A 19618-nucleotide genomic window follows, 5' to 3' on the forward strand; every position below is an offset into this window, starting at 1 on the left:
ATCATTGTGCGTTGGCGTGTTCGGTTACGGGCGGCTCGATGCCGGCGGCCTCGGGGCAGGTGAGCTTCTGCGGGGGCCAGCTTTGCCGGTCCTCGGCATCCACGATCACCATGGTGTCGCACAGCACGCCGAACAGCGCCGTCGTCTTCCCCTTGGTGTCGATGAACTCCACCAGCTGGCCGCGGCGCACCAGCGCGCGTCCGTCATGGAAGTCGTCGGCCCACCGGAACGCCGGCGCAATGGCGTAGCGCCCGGTCAGGTCGATATAGCCGTACAGCTTGCCCGTGCGCTCCAGGCGGCGGGCCTTGGCCAGCCCGTTCTTCAAGGCGCCCAGCTGGTCGAAATGCGCACCCACCACGCGCTTGCCGGCGGCATCGATGAATCCCGACTTGTCGTTGTCGCCGCTGTAGGGCACCACGCCCTCGCTGGCGTTGCGGTCGTTGATGGCGTAGCGGCCCGGCAGACGCGCGATTTCGCGGCCCTGCAGGTCCACCATGATGCTGGACGAGTCGTTCTCGTCGTTGAAGACGATGCGCTGCATCGACGCCAGCGGCGTGCCGTCGCCCAGCTTTTCCAGCACGGTCCGGCCGGCCTGGTCGATCACGCGATAGCCGGTTCCGAGGTTGACGCGGGCCAGGCCCTCGGGCTGCGCAAAGAACGGGTTGAACTCGCCATACCGCGCGGGCACCTTCATGTTGCCGCGGGCATCGATGGCGCCTTCGCGCTCGTCGTGCTTGATGTAGATCCAGTCCCCGTACTGCTCCTTGCTTTCCGGGCGGCCGTCCGAGACGCGCACGGCGGCGCCCTGCGCATCGAACAGCACGGCGCTCGCGTCGGCCAGTTCGCCCAGGTAGCGTCCGCCCTGAAGTTTCTGCGGCTTGCCGACAATGGGTTCGCCGGCCTTGCCGGTGCGCAGGTTGATCAGGCGGTAGGCGCGTTCGCTGTAGCCGCCGCGCTTGCGCGTCGCGTCGGGCGCGTCGACCAGCATGAGGCCGTCGCCCAGGTATTCCATGTCGTACGCGCCGCTGTATGTGGCGGGCAGCACCCATTTGCCTTCGCGGTTGACCACGCCCCAGCGGCCCTTGTCCTGGACCTTGGCCCAGTCGTCCTCGAATTCCTGTATCTGCTCGTAGGCGGGCTTGAGCGCCGGCGCGCCCGTGCGGATGTTCCAGATGCCCCAGCGGCGCTGGCGGTTCTCGTTCAACGCGCGGTAGAAGACCAGGTCGCCATCGAGCTTGGAAGCGTCTTCCAGCACGTCGGCCGGCAGCGGCGCCTCTTTGCCGCGGGTGTCGATCAGCACGGCGTCGCCGCGCTTCATGTCCGGCGTGCGGGCCCAGGTGTAGGGGCCCCTGAAGGGGCGCATGTCGGCGTATTCCGGCGCAACGGCCCACGTGCCGTCGGAACCGATCGCGCCGACGCGGTAGTTTTTCGTCCGGACCGCCAGCGGCAGCGCGACGTCGTAGGTGTCGATGTTGTCCCAATCCGGGTTCGTGACGATCTTGCCCTCGGCGGTCAGCAGGCCCAAGGGCTGCTGGTAGTCCCCGGGGCGCAGGAGCGCCAGCGGCGCATCCGATGCGCTGGCGCCCGCCGCGCGTGCGTAGTGGAATTCGCTGACGTCGTAGCCGCGCAGCGCGGCGACGGTGGCGGCATCCAGCATGGCGAGGCCGTCCCGGCCATAGACCTGATAGAGCGAGCCGTCGCCCGCCTGGGCGATGGCGGCATCCTGTGGCGGATCGCCGGCGATGTCCTGCGCCGCGGCGTCCGCGACGGTCGCCGATTCTGCGGCGGCTGCCGCCGCGTCCTGCGCGCTGGCCTCCACCGCGACCGGTGCTTCTGCGAACGCGGCCGCGGTCTCGGCCACGGATGCCGCCTGCACCGCTGCCGCGGCGGTGGCCGCTTCCGCTTCCTCGGCGGGACTCATCGCGTCGGCGGGTTCGCCTGCCGGCGTGCCGTCGGGGGACAGGGGGACGCCAAACACCCATGCTCGTCCCTGGTTGATTTTCACGTTGCCGCTGCGCAGCGGCAGGAGCTGGACGGCGCCGGCGGGATCGACCAGCAGCGTCATGCCCGGTTCGGCTGCAAAGCGCCAGCCCTCGCGTTCCTGCACGCCCAGATAGTCGCTGCGAAAGGTGTGCAGCGGTTTGAGCTTGCCGTCGAGCAGCGAGGTGCCGCCCTTTTCGGCCCTGACCAGCCACACGCCGGGCGCCAGCAGTTCCACGCGTTCATAGCGGTCCGCCGACAGCGGCTCGCCGCGCACGTCCACGAACACCCATGCCCGCTCGCGGTTCACGGCCACCACGCCGCCGTCGCGCAGCGGGGGCGCGAGGGAGCGCAGCGCCTGCGGCGCGATGGCCCACCCCTCGCTGCTGTCCAGCAGCCCCCACCAGCCGCCGTAGCGCGAGTCGCGCGATTGGGCCGGCAGATAGCCGCTGGTGGGCGCGGCCAGCGCCATTACGCCGTCGGGCAGCGTTGCCGGCTTGCCGGTCGCGGTATTGAACAGGCGCGGCGGCGTGGGGATTTCCATGCCCGCGAGCTTCTGCCCGGGCTGAAAGCCCGAGGTGCGCGTGCCCAGCGGAAAGGTCTTGATGACCTTGCCCTGGCGATCGATCAGCACGTCGTGTCCGTCCTCTTCCGCCAGGGCTGTGCCCTCCGCGTTGAATCCGGTTGCCTCGGTGAAACGCGGCGGGATGACCCACCGGCCCCGGGTGTCGATGTAGCCCCAGCGATCATCCTGGCTGACGGCGGCCAGGCCGTTCTGGAACGACCTGGCGTCCCCATAGGCGGGCTCAATGGCCATGCGGCCCTGCTTGTCCAGATAGCCCCAGGCGCTCGATTCGCTGCCATCGGCCGCGCCGGCCAGCACCGCGGCCAATCCTTCGCGATAGGGCTGGTGGCAGGACGTGCCTGATCCCTCGCCGTAGAAGCTGGACGCGCATCGCTGCATCCACTCGGGCGCGGCGTGCGCGGCGCCTGGCGGCAGGAACTGCGCGCTGGCGATCGCTGCCGCGAGCGCCAGCGGTTTGATGCGGAGCCGCGTCTTCATTGCTTGCGGGCGCGGACGGGAGCCGCGGGAACGGAAATGCCAAGCCGGGCGTGCCACATGGTCGGATGCCTGCCGAGGAAAAGGGGAAGGCAGCACTGTAACCAGGGGTAGCAGGGACGGATCGGGGTAGATGTAACTATAGAAAACGAAGCGTTAATGTGCCCGTCGCAATTTCGCTATCTTCCGTTGAAAACCGTCCAAAAGTCAGTAAATATCGACGATCTTATGGCTAATCGTATTCAACGGGGCGTAAGCCCTTTCATGAGTCCAGGCCCGCCCCGTGGGCCCGCAACCGCAGGCGAAGCTGCGCGCGGGCGCGGGACAACCGGCTGCGCACGGTGCCGATCGGCAGGTCCAGTTGCCGCGCGGCTTCTTCATAAGACAGGTCGTCCACGGCGATCAGATGCAGCAGGGTGCGCAGATCCTCGGGGATCTCGGCCATGGCTTGATCCACCAGGCCGACCTTCTGGCGCCATCGCGCCCGGTCCACGGGATCGGGATCGGGACAGGGCTCCGAGGCCAGCATATCGATGTCGACGAACGCATAGCGCCGCTCGGGCGAGCGCGCCAGGTGATTGCGGATCAGGTTCAGCGCGATGCCGTACAGCCAGGTCGACGGCTTGCTTTCACCGCGGAAGCGGTCGTAGGCGAGCGACATCTCGGCAAATGCCTGCTGCGTGATGTCTTCCGCCACGCTGCCGTGGCCGACGTGCCGGCCGACGAACCGGCGCAGCCGGTCGCGCTGCGCGAGCACGAGTTCCCGGACGGGGTCGGAGGAAGGCGGGGGGACGGCGGCGGGAGCAGGGTGCATGGAGACGGTGCGGCTTGTTCATGGACGGGGTGCTCGGCGCGTCCGCCAACGCGGGCCGGACGCGGGCGCAAGACGCCGCGCCGCCACCGGATGCGGCGTGCGGCAAGGGGCTTGGGCGGCGAGGGGATCTGGTGCGCGCCGCGGTTCCCCGCGTCGGGTCGACAACGGAAGGCGCAGTGCTGCCGGGCCAGTCTAGAGAGGGAAGCGCAGGCCGCAAATACGATGCGTGCCGTATTTTTCAGATGGAAGGCGCTGTGCGCGTCCCGCGCGCCGTGGTGTCCGGGTGACGGGCTTCGGGCGCCTAGCCCGTGGGCAGGCCCAGGCGCACCGCGTAGGCGACCAGCTCGGCGGTGCTGTGCAAGCCCAGCTTGCGCATCAGGTTTTCGCGGTGCTTGCGCGCGGTATAGGGGCTGATGTGCAGGTCCTGCGCAATCTGGGCCGCCGTGGCTCCCAGCGCCGCCATCGCCAGCACCTGCTGCTCGCGCCGCGTCAGTGTCTCGTCGGGCGTCTGCACGTAGGCGGCCGGCGCCGCGCGCGGACGAGCCGCGCCGTTGGCCAGTTGCACGATGGCGGCCAGCAGCGGCTGCGAACTTCCCGTCTTGGGCAGAAAGGCGTCGGCCCCGGCCTCGAGCACGGCGGCGCGGGTACGCTCGTCGGTGTTGGCCGTCAGCACCATGATGTACAGCGCCGGATAGCGCAGGCGCAGCGTGCGCACCCAGCCCGATCCCGACACGCCGGGCATGCCCAGGTCCAGCACCAGCAGATCGGCGCCGTGCGCCGCCAGCAGCGCCATCACCTGTTCCCCCGTGCCTGCCTCGTCCACCGTGCCGACCGGCGCCTGCGCGTGGTCCAGCATCATCTTCAAACCCTCGCGCACGATGCCGTGGTCATCGGCAATCAGGACGCGCAGCGGGGCTTGCGGAGGCGGGAAATTCATCGGGGACAGGGTGATGACATGATGTGTCAGAATGAGGCGCCATTATAGGGATCCGACCCCCGCCCAGGCCCATGACCCTTTCCGCCTCTCCCGCCGCGATGTCCGCCTCTGCCGTGGTTTCCGTCGGCGGCCAGGAGCCGGCCACGGCCGCCGCGCCCGCGACGGCGCAGATCCGCGGCGCGCTGGCCGCGCTGCTGTATCGGCAGTCGTACGGCGTGCTGTTCGCCAATTTCGTCGTGGTGGTTCCCGTGGCCTACGTCATGCGCGGCGGCGCGCCATCCTGGCTGCTGGCGGCGTGGGCTGCCGCGATCTATGTATTGACCGCGTTCCGCGTGGGCCTGAGCCGCGCCTTTCTGCGCCGCCAGGTCGCCCCGGCCGCGTTGCGCCGGTGGGTGCTGGGATTTTCCGCGTTGTCCTGGCTGTCGGGCCTGCTCTGGGGCCTGGCGGGCCTTGCGGCCGTGCTGTCGCACGACGACATGATGCTGGCGTTCGGCTGCGTGATGCTGGCCGGCATGTGCAGCGGCGCCGTGCCGTCGCTGTCCGCCTATCCGCCGGCCTACGCGGGATCGGCGCTGGGCATGCTGGCGCCGTTCACCATCGCGTGCCTTGCCGAAGGCGACGGCCTGCACCTGGTCTATGCGGCCTTCGCCCTGTGCCTGCTGGCCGTGAACATGTACTTCAGCGCCGTCACCTACCGCAGCCTGCGGACCACGGTGGCGCTGCGGTTCGAGAACCTGGCCCTGATCGAAAACCTGCAGCGGGAACGCGACCGCGTCGCCGCGGCGGATGTCGCCAAGACCCGCTTCCTGGCCGCCGCCGGGCACGACCTGCGCCAGCCCGTGCACGCGCTGGGCCTGTTCACCGACATCCTGGCCAACCGCGCCGAAGCGGGGCGGATCAGCCCGCAGGACGCGCTGCTCGTGGCGCAGCGTCAGCAGACGGTGCTGGAGGGCCTGAACCGGCTGCTGGACGGCCTTCTGGACGTTTCCCGCATGGACGCGCACCTGACGCGCGTTGAACGCCGGCCCCTGGACCTGGATACCCTGTTCGAGGCGCTGCGCCTGGATTACGAACCGCAGGCGCAGGCCCGCGGCCTGACGCTGTCGGTCGTGCCCACGGATATCGCGCTGGACACCGACCCGGCCCTGTTGCGCCGCATTCTGGACAACCTGCTGGGCAACGCCTTGTCCTACACGTCCAAAGGCCGCGTGCTGCTGTGCGCCCGCCGACGCGCCGGCGGCGCCTTGATCCAGGTATGGGATACGGGCGCCGGCATCGCGCCGGAGGCCCGGGAGACGATCTTCGCCGAATTCACGCGCGGCGCGGGCGCGCCGGACGCGCCGCCGTCAGGGCAGGGGCTGGGACTGGGGCTGGCGATCGTGCGGCGGCTGGCGGGGCTGCTGGGGTACGAGGTGTCGGTGAGGTCCACGGTGGGCAAGGGGTCGGTGTTTTCCGTATGGGCGCCGGCGGCTGCGGACCCTGGCATTCCCCACGCGCATGCAGCGGACAAAAAATAATCGGTTGAATCGCCGGCGCGCCGCCCCTGTAATAGAGCCGGTGCCCGCCTGAACGGGGGCGACCTTTCACGCAAGAGGTCTGCCATGTCCGCTTCGAACAAATCTTCCCTCGACGCTTCGCAGCTATGGCTGCTGGTGCTGGCCGGCGGCGTCGTCATGGGCCTGGCCCTGGGCGTGCGCCACGTGCAGGGCCTGTTCCTTTTGCCCGTCACGATGGACCGCGGCTGGAGCCGCGAGACCTTTGCGATCGCGCTGGCCGTGCAGAACCTGACCTGGGGCATCGTGCAGCCCTTCACAGGCATGATCGCGGACCGCTACGGGTCTGCCAAGGTGATCGCGGGCGGGCTGCTGTTCTATGCGCTGGGCCTGGCCGGCATGGCGCACGCCACGACGCCGGCGGGTTTCATGTGGACGGCGGGCGTGTGCATCGGCATTGCGCTGTCGGGCACCGCGTTCGCCGCCATCTACGGCGCGCTGAGCCGCCTGGTGCCGCCGGAGCGGCGCAGTTGGGCGTTGGGCGTGGCCGGCGCGGTGGGCGGCCTGGGGCAGTTCACCATGGTGCCGGCGGCGCAATGGCTGATCGGCGGCTGGGGCTGGGTCGCGGCGCTGCTGGCGTTTGCGGTCGCGCTGGTCATTCTGCTGCCCCTGGCGTTGCCGCTGCGCGAGCCCGCCGGCAATGCGCGGGACGCCGCCGCGCCCGATGCCAACCTGTCGCTGCCGGACGCCCTCCGCGAGGCCTTCTCCCGTCCGGGCTTCTGGCTGCTGAACCTGGGCTTTCTGGCCTGCGGCTTTCAGCTCGCGTTCATCGGCACGCACCTGCCGGCCTACCTGATGGACAAGGGGCTGCGCGCATCGGACGCCGTGGCGGCGCTGGCCATCATCGCGCTCACCAACGTCATGGGCACCTATGTTTGCGGCGTCCTGGGGGCGCACCATCGCCGCAAATACCTGCTGGCCGGCATCTACCTGCTGCGCACGGCCGCCATCGCCTTGTTCGTGCTGCTGCCGCTGTCCACGTGGACAGTCTACGCGTTCGCCGCCATCATGGGCTTCGTGTGGCTGGGCACGGTGCCGCTCACCAACGGCCTGGTTTCGCAGGTGTTCGGCGTGCGCTACATCACGACACTGTTCGGCTTCGTGTTCTTCGGCCATCAGCTGGGCTCATTCATGGGCGTGTGGCTGGGCGGCGTCGTGTTCGAAGCCACCGGTTCCTATGACCTGATCTGGCTGGGGGCGATGGCGCTGGGGGTGCTGTCGGCGGCCTTGCACTGGCCCATCGACGACCGCGAAATCCAGCGCGTGCGTCCCGCCGGCGCGGCGGGATAGCGCGCTACGCGGGCCGGTGCTGCGTGCCCGCGCCCATGGTGATGTGCAGCATGCGGCAGGGTTCGATCACCTTGACCGTGTGCCATGCGCCCTTGGGAATCACATAAGCGTCGCCGGCTGCCATCCTGACGGCCTGGATGCCCGTGGGCCATTCCAGGCGCAGTTCGCACGCGCCCTCCATCAGGCGCACGATCTCGTCGGCGCCGGGGTGCATCTCCCATTGCGGCCAGTCCGAAGAGAACGCGTATTCGGACACCAGCCAGCCGCGGCCGAACTTTTCCAGGTCTGCGCCGGACTGCGACCAGAACGCGTCGCCGCCTTGCACGGTGGCGGCGGCGCCGGAGGCGTCCAGGAATACATAATGCGATGACAGGTCGGTAGCCATGATGCGCATCCTTGGGGTGGGGGCACGAAGGCAGTGTATGACAGCGCGGCCGTCACTTCGATGCGTTTATCATGTGGGCCATCGGCAACAACGGGAGCAGGCGATGAGCAAGGGATTCGAAGGGGTGCGCCCCGCATCCGAATCGTCCATCGAGATCGGCTTCTTCTTTGACGGCCGGCATTGTGTCGAGCGCATCCGGGTCAAGCCCACTGCCGCCAATCTCAAGCGCGCCGCCGACAGGCGGAGCGCCATCCTGGAGGCCATCGCGCGCGGCGAATTCGATTACGACGCCGAGTTTCCCAAACGCGGCGCCAAGCCATCACAGGGTTCTGCATGACGAGCAACACGCAGCTTGAAATCAACGACCTCACGCCGGACGCCTTCAACGCCTATGGCTGGATGCTGGGCAAGCCCATGCCGGACGGCAACGGCGTGCCGCTGTACACCAATCCCGCCACTGACTTCTGGCAGGAACACCTGTTCAATACGGGTGCCGGCGGCGACGCCGAGCTGCTGTGGGTCAACTACCGCAGCCGGTCCCCTGAAATCGCCAGCCTGGAAAAGCACCTGCTTACGCAGCAGGCCATCGTGCCCCTGACGGGCGCCATCATCCAGGTCGTGGCCCGCAGCGCCGACGACGGCAGCCCCGACCTGTCCACGCTGGCCGCCTTCCATGTGCCGCAGGGGCAGGGCGTCTGCATGCGGCCGGGATGCTGGCACGCCACCCGCGTCTCCGACCCGGAGGTCACCTGCCTGATGTTGACGCGCCGGTCCACCACGGTGGACCTGATCCAGCACCTGACCACCGACGCCAGCGCCACGGAAAGCGCCATCGTCGCCATCCCCGCGCGCCAACTGGAAGCGCAGCAGGAACAGGTTCAGACCGCCTGACGGCCGCCGGCGCACGGCCGCGGCGTTGCGGTCATTCGCCGTCGTCGCAGGGGTAACCCATGCGTGCGAACAGCGGCCACTTGTTGCGGTAGCCGTCCGTCCAGCACATGCCGTAGTACGCCTCGAAGGGCGCGTCCACCGCCTGCGGCACGACCTGCGCGGCGGCCTGGGCGTCCTCGGGGCAGAACGCCTGCCCCGGCGTCGGGTACAGGGCGCCATCCCAGATCGCCGTGCCGCAGTGTTCGCAGAAATTGCTCCATTGCCCACTCTGGTCGGGGTTCGGGCGATAGGTCGGCGCAAGCGCCTGCAACGCGTGCGCCACCGATGGCGACAGCGCGCGCGTCGCGGAGATCATGGCCGGGCCGTCGATGACTTGCCATTGCGCCGGGCTGAACAGCCAGTCGTGAAACGCCTGCGGGTCCAGCCCCGGGCTGTCGGGGTCCATGTCTTCCGGGTCCAGGTCGGCTTCCGTGCTTTCATGGCCGGGCGGCACCGCCAGCGCGTACACGCGCGATTGCTCGCCGCAGGCGGCGCAGCGATGCGCGGCTTGCAGCACGAAATAGGACGACGCGCGGATGTTGAAGGACTCGCCGTCAGGGCCGTTGCCGTCGTTGGCGGGGGGCGTGTTGTTTTTGCTGCTTTTGCCGTCTTTGTCGAGGTCTTGCATCTGCATCGTTGTGAGCCGTTCCTGTCGGGCCGGCGCCGGCCGCGCCTGTGCGTTTCGCGTTCCCGTTTCTTTGACGCGACGGGGAAATATGCCAGAATCCCCCGGATTCAAGCCCTGCGGGCAACGCTGCCGCCATTCTGGCGCCGGCGCCATCACGCAATGTTGGAGCATTGAATGCGCCATCGCCAGATTAGCATCGGATCTTCCCGCGTCGTCCGCCGTCCGTTCCTGCGCTTGATCGCCGCCGCCGCGCTGGGCGGCAGCCTGGCCGGATGCAGCTTTACATCACCCGACGCCGCCACCGGATCGCAGTCTGTCGGCATCCAGGGCGTCACCGCGCAGCAGGCGCGCAGCATCGCCCGCGAGGCCTATCTGTACGGCACGCCCATGGTCGCCAGCTACCAGGCCATATATGCCGCCAGCATCGACAAGAACGGTCCGCATTACAAGGGGCCGTTCAATACCGTGCACCCCGCAGGCGGCACAGGCCCCGCCGCCAATCCGGATCCCGATGCCCAGTACCTGTTCGCGGCCCTGGACCTGCGCGCCGAACCCGTCGTCGTCACAGTTCCGTCCGCCGAAAAGCGCCGCGACGTGGCCTTGCAGGTGATGGACCTGTACACCTACCGCGTGGCCGACATCGGCAGCCGAACCACCGGCAATGGCGGAGGCAGCTTCCTGGTCGCGGGCCCTTCCTGGAAGGGCAAGACGCCTGCCGGCGTCACGCGGGTCGTCAAGTCGGAAACCGACCTTGCCACCCTGGTGGCCCGCATCCAGCGCTTCAATGCCGCCGACCAGAAAAACGTCGAACGCATCCAGTCGCGCTACAAGGTCCAGCCCCTGTCGGCCTTCAGCAAGCGGGCCGCGCCCGCCGCGCCGGCTGCCCCGCAGTGGATCGCGCCGGCCACGCGCGCCGAACGCTACACGACGCTGGAGTTCTACGAGGAACTGGCTTTCCTGTTGCAGTTCGCGCCCACGCCCTCTACCGAGAAATGGCTGCGCGAGCGCTTTGCCAGCATTGGCATCAGGCCGGGCGAGCCCTACGACACCGAGGCCCTGAATCCCGCCCTGCGCCGCGCCCTGCAAGAGGGCATGCACGACGCCCAGAACGACATCGACAAGAACCGCGCCGCGCTGGGCGGCAAGACCGACACGCTCTACGGCGACCGCAGCACGCTCAAGAATGACTACCTGTCGCGCGCCACCGGCGTGCAGGCGGGCGTCGTCGTCATCGGCGGCAGGCAGGCGCCGCCGGCTGCGCCCAAGACGCCGGTTGCACCCAAGAAATAGCGCCCGCCGCATGAAGCGCAACTTCAATATCCACGACCTGCGCATTTTCTACGCGGTGGTCATGACCGGTTCGACGCGGCAGGCGGCGCACGCCATGCACCTGACCCAGCCGGCGATCAGCCACGCGATCTCGCGGCTGGAAAGCGCCACGGGCGTCCAGCTCTTTGACCGTTCGCACAAGACGCTGCGTCCCACCGAGGCCGGGCAGTACCTGTACAGCGAAGCCAAGTTCGTGCTGGACGAGCTGGTGCGCATCGACGAAGCCCTGCACAGCATCGAACAGTTCGGCGGGCGCGGCCTGCGCATCGCGTCTTCGCCCGCGCTGGCGCTGGGCTATGCGCCCGACGCCGTGCGCCGCTACCTGGACGCCAACGGCACGCGGCCGTTTTCCATCGACGTCGAGTCGTCCATGCAGGTGATCAGCGCGGTGGAAACCATGCGCGCGGATTTCGGCCTGGGGGCGGTGGGGCGCGACAGCACGCGGTTGAGCTTCACCCCGTTCCTGCGCGCGGACGTGATGGCGATCGCGCACCGCGAGCATCCGCTGGCCGGACGCGACGCCATTGCCGTGGCGGATATTCCACCCGAGACCTACGTCAAGCCGCTGTGGTCCGACTACGTCGTGGCGCAGGGCGACATCGCGGACTCGCTGCTGCTGCGTTCCGGCATGCAGGCCCACATGTCGCTGGTGCCGGGCACGGTGCGCGCGGTCAAGGGCATCAGCCTGGTCAACGCGCTGTCGGCCTCGGACATCCTGGCGTCCTTCCCCGACCTGGTTGCGCTGCCGCTGGCGTCGCGGCAGTGGTTCGACTTCCTGCTCATCACCCGCGCCGAATCGCGCAACCAGGACCTGACCGCACGGCTGCTGGACGCCCTGCGCGCCACGGCGCAGGAGCGTCGCCAGGGCGTGTACGCGCACACCATCGAACTGCTGGAATAGACGTCGGGCGGGGCCTGCAAGCGCCGTCATTGCGCCGGCGGCTGCCAGGGCAGGGACTGCAGGTCGCCATCGATGCTGATGGCCTGCCCGCTGACCATCGCCCCGAAAGGGCTGGCCAGGAACAGCGCCATGTTGGCGATGTCCGCCGCGCGCACGAACTGCCGCAGGCTGACACCTGATAGCTCCAGCCGGGTCTGTTCCTCGACCGACAGTCCCATGTTCTTCGCCCGCGCCGCGATCACCCGTTCGATGCGCGGTCCCGCCACCAGCCCGGGCAGCAGCGCATTGACCCGGATGCCCAGCGGCCCCAGTTCGATCGCAAGCGAACGGGTCAGCCCCACCACGCCCCATTTGGTGGCGGCGTAGGGCGTGCGCATGGGCAGCCCCATCCGGCCCGCCACCGAACTGATGTTGATGATGCTGCCGCCGCCCGCCTGGCGCAGCGCGGGCAGCGCGTGGCGCACGGTGTGGAATTGCGACGCCAGGTTGATGTCCAGCGTTGCGTCCAGCTCCTGTTCCGTGATGTCGGCGATGCCCGCCGTCGGACCGGCGATGCCGGCGTTGTTCACCAGCACGTCCAGGCCGCCCAGGTGCGACAGCGCGGTCTGCATGTAGCGGTCGATCTCGTCGCGGCTGCCCACGTCCGCGCGCGCCCACGCGTGGCGGCAGCCGGCCAGGGCCTGGTCGTCCACGTCGCACACGTGCACGCGCGCGCCGCGCTCGGCAAAGGCGTCGGCCAGCGCCGCGCCGATGCCGGCCGCGCCCGCGGTGACGATGACACGCTTGCCGGACAGGTCGACGGGCAGGGCGGAAGGGTTCATGAGGGTTTCCGTCTTTTCCATGGCGTCATTGCTTCATCAGGCGGCAGGTCGATTCTGCGGGCGACGTATACACCTGGTCGCCCGGCACGCGCGCCACCAGCTTGTAGTAGTCCCACGGCGCCTTCGATTCGGCGGGCGTCTTCACCTGCATCAGGAACATATCGTGCACCATCAGCCCGTCGGCGCGGATCTTGCCGTCCTTGACGAAGAAGTCGTTGACGGGGTTGGCCTTCAGCCACTTCATGATGGTCTCGCCATCGGTGCTCTTGGTGGCCTCCACTGCCTTCAGGTAGGTGGTGGCGGCGGAATAGTCGCCCGCCTGCAGCATGGACGGCTTTTTCTTCATTACGGATTCGAAGCGCGACGCCCACTTGCGCGATGCATCGTCCTGGTCCCAGTACCACGCCGTGGTCAGGTACATGTTCTGCGCCGCCTGCAGCCCCAGCGCGTGCACGTCCGTGATCAGCACCAGCAGGCCCGCGATCTTCATCTTGGGCGTGAGGCCGAATTCATTGGCGGCCTTCACGGCGTTGCTGGTGTCGCTGGCCGAATTGGCCAGGCCCAGCACCTGCGCGCCCGACGCCTGCGCCTGCAGGATGAACGACGAGAAATCCGCCGTGTTCAGCGGATGCCGCACCCGGCCCTTGGCGTTGCCGCCGTCTTCCTGCACCACCTTGGAGGCGTCGCGTTCCAGCGCATGGCCGAAGGCATGGTCCACCGTCAGGAAGAACCAGTCCTTGTTGCCTTCCTTCATCATGGCGCGCGCCGTGCCGCGCGCCAGCGACACCGTGTCATACACGTAATGCACCGTGAAGGGCGTGCACTGCGAATTCGTCAATTCAGAGGCGCCCGCGCTCACCACGAAGAACGGCGTCTTCTTTTCCTCGGCCACCTTGGCCATCGCCAGTGCCGCCGCGGAATTCGCGCCGGCGATCAGCATGTTCACGCCGCGCTGGTCCAGCCATTCCCGCGCCCGGGACGATGCGATGTCGGCGCGGTTCTGGTGGTCCGCCACCAGCACCTCGACCTTCTTGCCCGCCACCGTGCCGCCCATGTCCGCAATCGCCATCTTGATGGCTTCGGCGCCGCCGGGTCCGTCGGCGTCCGCCGACAACCCGGACATGTCCGTGATGAAGCCGATGCGGATCACCCCGTCGTCGGCCTGCGCCGCACCCGCCATTCCAAACAGCGCGGCCAAGGCCGCCGCGCACAACGTCTTTTTCATGGTTGTCTCCCCACTGGATTGGATTTTTCAGAACGCGACGTTGTCGCGTCCCTTCAACTGCAGCGTCTCGCGCGCATCGTCGGGCGTGGCGATCTGCAGGGACAAGTCCTCCAGAATGCGCCGGATGCGGCGCACCTGGTCCGCGTTCGACCTGGCCAATTCGCCCGGCCCGTCCCACAACGAATCTTCTAGGCCCACGCGCACATTTCCGCCCATCGTCGCCGCCATCGTGGCCAGCGGCGTCTGCTTGCGGCCGGCCGCCAGCACGGACCAGATGTAGTCGTCGCCGAACAGCCGGTCCGCCGTGCGCTGCATCATCATCACGTCTTCCGGATGCGTGCCGATCCCGCCGCGGATGCCGAATACCGACTGGATCAGGAAGGGCGGCTTGAGCAGCTTGCGGTCCACGAAGTGGGCCGCCGTGTACAGGTGCCCGATGTCATAGCATTCGATCTCGAACCGCGTGCCGTTGTCGCCGCACGCGGCCAGGATATGTTCGATATCCTTGAACGTGTTCCGGAAGATCTGGTCATTGCTGCCCTCCAGGTAAGGCCGTTCCCAGGCATGCTTGAACTCCTTGAAGCGCTCCAGCAGTTCATACATGCCGAAGTTCATCGATCCCATGTTCAGCGACGCGACCTCCGGCTTGAACTGCAGCGCCGGCGCCATGCGCTCGGCGATCGGCAGCACGGGCGAACCGCCCGTGGTGATGTTGACCACCACATCGGATTCCTGCCGGATGCGCGGCAGGAATTGCGCATACAGCGCCGGATCCTGCGTCGGCTGGCCGGTATCGGGCTTGCGCGCGTGCAGATGGACGATGGCCGCGCCCGCCTGGGCCGCGTCCAGCGCGGACTGCGCGATGTCGGCGGGAGTGACGGGCAGGTGAGGCGACATCGACGGCGTATGGACCGAGCCGGTGATGGCGCAGGTAATGATGACCTTCCTGGACTTTTTCATGGGCCTCTGGAGTGCGCGTTGGATTCGCGTTGGATTCTTATGGCCCCGGCTGTCTCCTCCGGGTGTGGGCCATTCTGTCGCACGCTTCCGGTGCCTGTCACCTGAACAGAAATTATCAATTGATAGGGAATCCGGTGCTGCGGTGCAGCGTTGAAAATGGCGCGCCTGTCCGGGTAAAGCGCGCCGCCGGCCAGGCGCTGAAATACAATATCGGCATGCCGAAATACCTGATTCGGCCTCAAACAGGCTTACGCCAGAAGCTGCGCCCCATGTCCCAAATCCTGCTTTCCCGCCCGACGCGGCGCATGTCGCCCGCGCGCGTCCGGTCCCGTCATCCGGGGGTTCGGCCATGAGCAGCGTGCTTGCGCTGGACCTCGGCGGCACGCGCTTTCGCGCCGCGCTGGTGAACGGCGCGGGGCATGTTGTCCACGCCTGCCATATCGACAGCCCCGCCGCCGCCAACGCGCACCCCGGCTGGGACGACATCGACGCCGACGCCTGGTGGCGCGGCCTTCAGGCGCTGTCCGATACCCTGGCCGCAAAGGCGGGCCCCGCCTTCGACGCCGTGCAGGCCGTGGCGGTCTGCGGCGTCACGCGCACGCAGATCTTCGTCGACGGGCAAGGAGCGCCCATCCGTCCCGCCATTACCTGGCGCGACGCGCGGGCGGCGCAGGACGTCTCGCAGTGGCTTGCGTCCATGCCGGCGTCCCACCCCGAGTCCAGGCAGATCAACGCCTTCCACCCCTGGGCCCGGGTGGCATGGCTGCTGCATGCGGAACCCGCCCATGCGGCCCGCGTGAAGGCGGTGCTGGAACCCAAGGATTACCTCAACTTCCGGTTGACCGGCCGCATGGCCAGCGACACGGTGTCCATGGCGCGCCTGGGGGCCGCGGCCCGGCCTCACGCGTCGGGCCCCGACCTGCTGACCGCCGCGGGCGCCAGCCCGTCCTGGGTGCCGGAACTGCTTGATCCCCTGGAAACCGTCGGGCCGGTCCAGGCCGGCCTGCCTGGCGCCCTGGCGCGGCTGGCCGGACGTCCGGTGGTGGCCTGCTCCAACGACACCTGGGCGGCCGTCGCCGGCCTGGGCGCGCTGCGTCCGGGCTACGCCTACAACATCTCCGGCACCACCGAAGTGTTCGGCGCCGTCGGCGCCGAGCCCGTGCAGGCGCAGGGCCTGATGACGGTCGATTGGGGCGGGGGCCATCACCAGATCGGCGGACCGGGCCAGAACGGCGCGGACACCGTCGCGTGGCTGCTGCCCTTGCTGGGCCGGCTGGGCGAAGACGGCATGGCGGGCGTGGGCGATGCCATGAGCGAACTGCTGGACGCGCCTCGCGACCAGCAGCCGGCCCTGTTCCTGCCGTACCTGCAGGGCGAGCGCGTGCCGTACTGGGATCCGCACCTGCGCGGCGCGTTCCTCGGCCTGAACCGCCGCCATGGTCCCGGAGACCTGGCCTGGGCCGTGCTGGAAGGCGTGGCCTTCCTGAACCGCATCGTGCTGGAACGCGCCGAGGCCGCGCTGGGCGCGCGCGTCTCTGAAATCCGCTTTGGCGGCGGCGCGGCCTCCAGCGCGCAGTGGTGCCAGGTCAAGGCCGACGTCTGCGAACGGCCCGTCGTGGTCGGCCATGCCGAACAGCCCGGCGTGCTGGGCGCCGCCATCGCCGCCTGGACCGCCCTGGGCCGCCACAGCAGCTTTGCCGACGCGCAGGACGCCATGGCGCGCGCCGCGCAGCATTACGAGCCCCAGGCCGAACGGGCCCATTCCTATCGCCGCATGTATGCCCAGTTCCGTGCCGCGGAGGCCGCGCTTGCGCCCGTGTCGCACGCCCTGGCCGGCATCCGGGTCTGACGGGGCGGGGAAAAACCTAGGTGCGGCGCCGCGACATCGCGGCCCTGCCGGGCGGCTCGCAGGTATAAACTCCTACGCCATCAGGGCGTGGTCGCCCGGCAGGCGGTGGCTCACCCTTGCACCAACAAGAACTCGAACGCAGCAAGGGTTGAATCGATGCGCGGCATCCTGGAAAAGTACGGCACGGCAATCGCGGGACTCCTCCTCGTGGGCTTCTTCGCCATCGCCGCCCCGAATTTCGCGGCTCCGAACAACCTCTTGAACATCGCCAAGGAAACCAGCTTCCTGGCCATCATCGCCATCGGCTTCACGCTGGCGCTGGTCACCGCCGAACTGGACCTGTCCGTGGCCGACGTCGCCAGCCTGGCCGCCGTCGTCACCGGCGCCCTGGTGCACACCGGCCAGCCGGTGCTGCTGGCCATCGGCGCGGGCCTGGGCGTCGGCCTGCTGTGCGGCCTGGTCAACGGCATCGCCGTCACGCGCCTGCGCGTCCCTTCGCTTATCGCCACGCTGGGCATGGCGGCCATGGCGCGCGGCTTCGCTTTCATGCTGACCGACGGCGTGTCCTACGTGGGCCGCTGGCCAGCCGCCTTCACCGACCTTGCGCGCGCCAAGCCCTTCGGCATTCCCGCACTGGTGCTCTGGATGCTGGCCGCCGTGCTCCTGGCCTGGTTCCTCATCAAATGGACCCGCACCGGCGCGCGCATGACCGCCACCGGCGAGGCCGGAGAGTCCGCGCGCCTGGCCGGCATCAACATCCGCGCCATGAAGAGCATCGGCCTGGCCCTGTCCGGCCTGTGCGCGGGCCTGGCCGCCATCCTGCTCACGTCCAGCCTGTCGTCCGCGGCGCCCAACATGGCCGGGGACTACTTCCTGTACGCCATCGCCGCCGTCCTGCTGGGCATGACCATGTTCAACCCGGGCCACGCCAACATTCCCGGCACCCTCGTCGCCGCGCTGATCCTCAAGGTGCTGGGCAACGGCCTGGTCCTGATGGGGGCGCCGTACTACGTGCAGGACATCGTGCTGGGCTTCATCATGATCGCGTCCGTCGCGGTGTCATCGGCCGTGCTGAAGAAAGCGGCTTTCAAATTCTGATCCGGAAGGGGAAACCACCATGCAAAAACTCCTGAAGCGCACGCTGCTGGCCAGCGCATTCGCCATCCAGGCGCTGGCCGCCACCGCGGCCCACGCATTCGACGTCGGCATCGTCGCATTCCAGATGTCGTCCGAGACCCACGCCCGCGTCGCCAACGCCGCGGCCGAGGCCGCCCGCGCCAAGGGCTGGACCGTCACCCAGCTCAACGCCGAAGGATCGCTGCCCAAGCTGGCCGAACAGCTCGACACCCTGGTCAACAAAAAGGTCGACGCCATCGTCGTCGCCATGGGCAAGCCGGTGGAAACCGACGCCCAGCTGCAGGCCGCCAAGGAAAAGGGCATCCCCGTCGTGGGCGTCATGTCCGGCGCCAGCCCGCACATGCTGTTCGACGTCGAAGTCAACGAATACGCCACGGGCGCGCAGTCCGTGCTGTACCTGCTGGGCAAGATGGGCTACCAGGGCAACATCCTGTCCGCGCGCTTTGACGGCAACTCCGGCACCCGCATCCGCGGCAAGATGCTCGACGCCGTCCTGACCGAGAACACCGCCGTCAAGGACCTGGCCAAGTTCAGCATGGCCCGCACCCAAAGCTGGCGCGACGACGTGCGCAACGGCATGCAGGCCCTGTTCCTGCGCCACCAGGGCCAGTTCAAGGGCGTCTGGGCCTCGTTTGACGGCCAGGCCTACGTCATCGACGACCTGCTGCAGGCCCAGGGCATGAAGAAGGGCGACATCACCCTCGTGTCGGTCGACGGCGGCCCCGAAACCTATCGCCGCATCGCCGACCCCAACAGCCTCATCACCGCCACCATGATGATCCCGTTCGAACAGTTAGGCGTCAGCGCCATCGACTCCATCGACCGCATCGTCGTCAAGAAGGAACCCAAGGACAAGGTCGCCGCCGGCCCGTACCTGTTCATGGACTCCGTGCTGGTCGACCAGACCAACGTCCAGAAATTCCTGCAACCCGCCAAGTAAGAGTCCTGCCGCCATGACCGCCGCATTGTCGCTACGCCAGATCCGCAAGTCCTATGGGGCCGTGGAGGCCCTGAAGGGCGTCGACCTGGACGTGCCCGAAGGCAAGGTCATGGCCATCTGCGGCGACAACGGCGCAGGCAAGTCCACGCTGATCCGCATCATCTCCGGCGCGCAGGAACCCAGCGGCGGCGACCTGAGCCTGAACGGCAAGCCCGTCGTCTTCGCATCGCCGCACGACGCGCTGGTGCAGGGCATCGCCACCATCTACCAGGACCTGGCGCTGGCCCCGCGCCTGTCCATCTGGGAAAACGTCTTCATGGGCGCCGAACTGACACGCCGCGTGGGCTTTCTCAGCCTGCTGGACAAACGCCGCATGGCGCAGGACGCGCGCGGCTACCTGCAGCGCCTGTCCGTGCCCATCGAAGACATGGACCGCCCCGTCGAACGCATGTCCGGCGGCCAGCGCCAGGCCGTCGCCATCGCCCGCGCCCTGCGCTGGGATGCGCGCGTCGTCATCATGGACGAACCCACCGCGGCATTGGGCGTCAAGGAAACGGCCCTGGTGCTGAACCTGGTGCGCAAGCTGCGCGAAGAAGGGCGCACCGTCATCCTGATCAGCCACAACATGGCTGATGTGGTGGCGCTGGCGGATCGGGTCGCCATCTTGAAGAACGGCACGAAAGTGATCGAGCGCGACGTGGCGGGGTTGGATGCGGACGCGCTGGCGCACATGGTGATGACCGGGAAAGAATGATCGGGCTGCAACCTAGGTACGAAAGCAGTTGCTCAAACAAGAAGGCCGCCGCCCCGGAACCCGGGGGGCGGGCCGGAGGAGTGAGGGCTCGGGGAAGAGGCGGTGGGGGGGGGGAAAATAAACAA

The 19618-nt window shown here is 68.4% G+C and carries 18 protein-coding genes; 10 read left to right on the forward strand and 8 right to left on the reverse strand.

Annotated features, from left to right (window positions below; all coding sequences use genetic code 11):
* Position 1: 1 nt before the first annotated feature.
* The 3 genes from ABE485_RS26220 to ABE485_RS26230 form a co-directional block, all read right to left on the reverse strand.
* The gene (locus ABE485_RS26220) at positions 2 to 3043 is read right to left on the reverse strand and encodes a WG repeat-containing protein (RefSeq protein ID WP_346518173.1); all 3042 of its coding nucleotides are present in this window, start codon (positions 3041 to 3043) and stop codon (positions 2 to 4) included.
* A gap of 259 nt (positions 3044 to 3302) precedes the next feature.
* Positions 3303 to 3854: an RNA polymerase sigma factor gene (locus ABE485_RS26225; protein WP_346518174.1), complete on the reverse strand. Its 552-nt coding sequence runs from the start codon at positions 3852 to 3854 to the stop codon at positions 3303 to 3305.
* A 301-nt stretch (positions 3855 to 4155) separates the two neighbouring features.
* Positions 4156 to 4791 (reverse strand): response regulator transcription factor, encoded by a 636-nt coding sequence (locus ABE485_RS26230; RefSeq protein ID WP_346518175.1) that lies wholly within the window; start codon positions 4789 to 4791, stop codon positions 4156 to 4158.
* Positions 4792 to 4862: 71 nt separating this feature from the next.
* Here ABE485_RS26230 and ABE485_RS26235 point away from each other — a divergent pair, with 71 nt between their 5' ends.
* Both ABE485_RS26235 and ABE485_RS26240 read left to right on the forward strand, forming a co-directional pair.
* The gene (locus ABE485_RS26235; RefSeq protein ID WP_346518176.1) at positions 4863 to 6308 is read left to right on the forward strand and encodes a sensor histidine kinase; all 1446 of its coding nucleotides are present in this window, start codon (positions 4863 to 4865) and stop codon (positions 6306 to 6308) included.
* A gap of 84 nt (positions 6309 to 6392) precedes the next feature.
* Positions 6393 to 7634 carry an MFS transporter gene (locus ABE485_RS26240; protein WP_346518177.1) on the forward strand — a complete coding sequence of 414 codons (1242 nt, stop codon included), beginning with the start codon at positions 6393 to 6395 and terminating at the stop codon, positions 7632 to 7634.
* Between the two features lie 4 nt (positions 7635 to 7638).
* Here the strand turns inward: ABE485_RS26240 and ABE485_RS26245 are convergent, their stop codons facing one another.
* Positions 7639 to 8019 (reverse strand): cupin domain-containing protein, encoded by a 381-nt coding sequence (locus tag ABE485_RS26245; RefSeq protein WP_346518178.1) that lies wholly within the window; start codon positions 8017 to 8019, stop codon positions 7639 to 7641.
* Positions 8020 to 8122: 103 nt separating this feature from the next.
* On the opposite strand from ABE485_RS26245, the gene ABE485_RS26250 reads away from it, so the two are divergent.
* On the forward strand, positions 8123 to 8356 hold the full coding sequence (locus tag ABE485_RS26250; RefSeq protein ID WP_346518179.1) for an Arm DNA-binding domain-containing protein: 234 nt from the start codon (positions 8123 to 8125) through the stop codon (positions 8354 to 8356).
* Positions 8353 to 8910 (forward strand): ureidoglycolate lyase, encoded by a 558-nt coding sequence (locus ABE485_RS26255; RefSeq protein WP_346518180.1) that lies wholly within the window; start codon positions 8353 to 8355, stop codon positions 8908 to 8910. Before ABE485_RS26250 ends, ABE485_RS26255 begins: the two co-directional genes overlap by 4 nt.
* Before the next feature lie 31 nt (positions 8911 to 8941).
* On the opposite strand, the gene ABE485_RS26260 is transcribed toward ABE485_RS26255, so the two are convergent.
* Positions 8942 to 9583, reverse strand: coding sequence for a hypothetical protein (locus ABE485_RS26260; protein ID WP_346518181.1), 642 nt, complete (start codon positions 9581 to 9583; stop codon positions 8942 to 8944).
* A gap of 168 nt (positions 9584 to 9751) precedes the next feature.
* Between ABE485_RS26260 and ABE485_RS26265 the strand changes: the two genes are divergently transcribed.
* Together ABE485_RS26265 and ABE485_RS26270 are read left to right on the forward strand one after the other, a co-directional pair.
* On the forward strand, positions 9752 to 10867 hold the full coding sequence (locus ABE485_RS26265) for a DUF1254 domain-containing protein (protein ID WP_346518182.1): 1116 nt from the start codon (positions 9752 to 9754) through the stop codon (positions 10865 to 10867).
* 10 nt (positions 10868 to 10877) lie between these two features.
* Positions 10878 to 11807: a LysR family transcriptional regulator gene (locus tag ABE485_RS26270; protein ID WP_346518183.1), complete on the forward strand. Its 930-nt coding sequence runs from the start codon at positions 10878 to 10880 to the stop codon at positions 11805 to 11807.
* A 26-nt stretch (positions 11808 to 11833) separates the two neighbouring features.
* Here ABE485_RS26270 and ABE485_RS26275 read toward each other — a convergent pair whose 3' ends face one another.
* Genes ABE485_RS26275 through ABE485_RS26285 form a run of 3 tightly spaced genes read right to left on the reverse strand, consistent with a single transcriptional unit; the run spans position 11834 to position 14813 of the window.
* The gene (locus ABE485_RS26275) at positions 11834 to 12628 is read right to left on the reverse strand and encodes an SDR family oxidoreductase (protein ID WP_346518184.1); all 795 of its coding nucleotides are present in this window, start codon (positions 12626 to 12628) and stop codon (positions 11834 to 11836) included.
* A 25-nt stretch (positions 12629 to 12653) separates the two neighbouring features.
* A complete protein-coding gene (locus ABE485_RS26280; RefSeq protein ID WP_346518185.1) occupies positions 12654 to 13853 on the reverse strand; it encodes an ABC transporter substrate-binding protein in 1200 nt (399 codons plus the stop codon).
* A gap of 27 nt (positions 13854 to 13880) precedes the next feature.
* Positions 13881 to 14813, reverse strand: a complete 933-nt coding sequence (locus ABE485_RS26285) for a 3-keto-5-aminohexanoate cleavage protein (protein WP_346518186.1) — start codon at positions 14811 to 14813, stop codon at positions 13881 to 13883.
* A 349-nt stretch (positions 14814 to 15162) separates the two neighbouring features.
* Here ABE485_RS26285 and ABE485_RS26290 point away from each other — a divergent pair, with 349 nt between their 5' ends.
* The 4 genes from ABE485_RS26290 to ABE485_RS26305 all read left to right on the forward strand — a co-directional run bounded on the left by ABE485_RS26290 (position 15163) and on the right by ABE485_RS26305 (position 19493).
* Complete coding sequence (locus ABE485_RS26290) at positions 15163 to 16662, forward strand: xylulokinase (protein ID WP_346518187.1); 1500 nt, start codon at positions 15163 to 15165, stop codon at positions 16660 to 16662.
* Positions 16663 to 16818: 156 nt separating this feature from the next.
* Positions 16819 to 17760 (forward strand): ABC transporter permease, encoded by a 942-nt coding sequence (locus ABE485_RS26295; protein ID WP_346518188.1) that lies wholly within the window; start codon positions 16819 to 16821, stop codon positions 17758 to 17760.
* 19 nt (positions 17761 to 17779) lie between these two features.
* Positions 17780 to 18739: a sugar ABC transporter substrate-binding protein gene (locus ABE485_RS26300; protein WP_346518189.1), complete on the forward strand. Its 960-nt coding sequence runs from the start codon at positions 17780 to 17782 to the stop codon at positions 18737 to 18739.
* Between the two features lie 13 nt (positions 18740 to 18752).
* The gene (locus ABE485_RS26305; RefSeq protein WP_346518190.1) at positions 18753 to 19493 is read left to right on the forward strand and encodes an ATP-binding cassette domain-containing protein; all 741 of its coding nucleotides are present in this window, start codon (positions 18753 to 18755) and stop codon (positions 19491 to 19493) included.
* Positions 19494 to 19618: the final 125 nt, after the last annotated feature.

The organism is Achromobacter spanius, assembly GCF_039673305.1.
GTDB lineage: Bacteria > Pseudomonadota > Gammaproteobacteria > Burkholderiales > Burkholderiaceae_B > Achromobacter > Achromobacter spanius_F.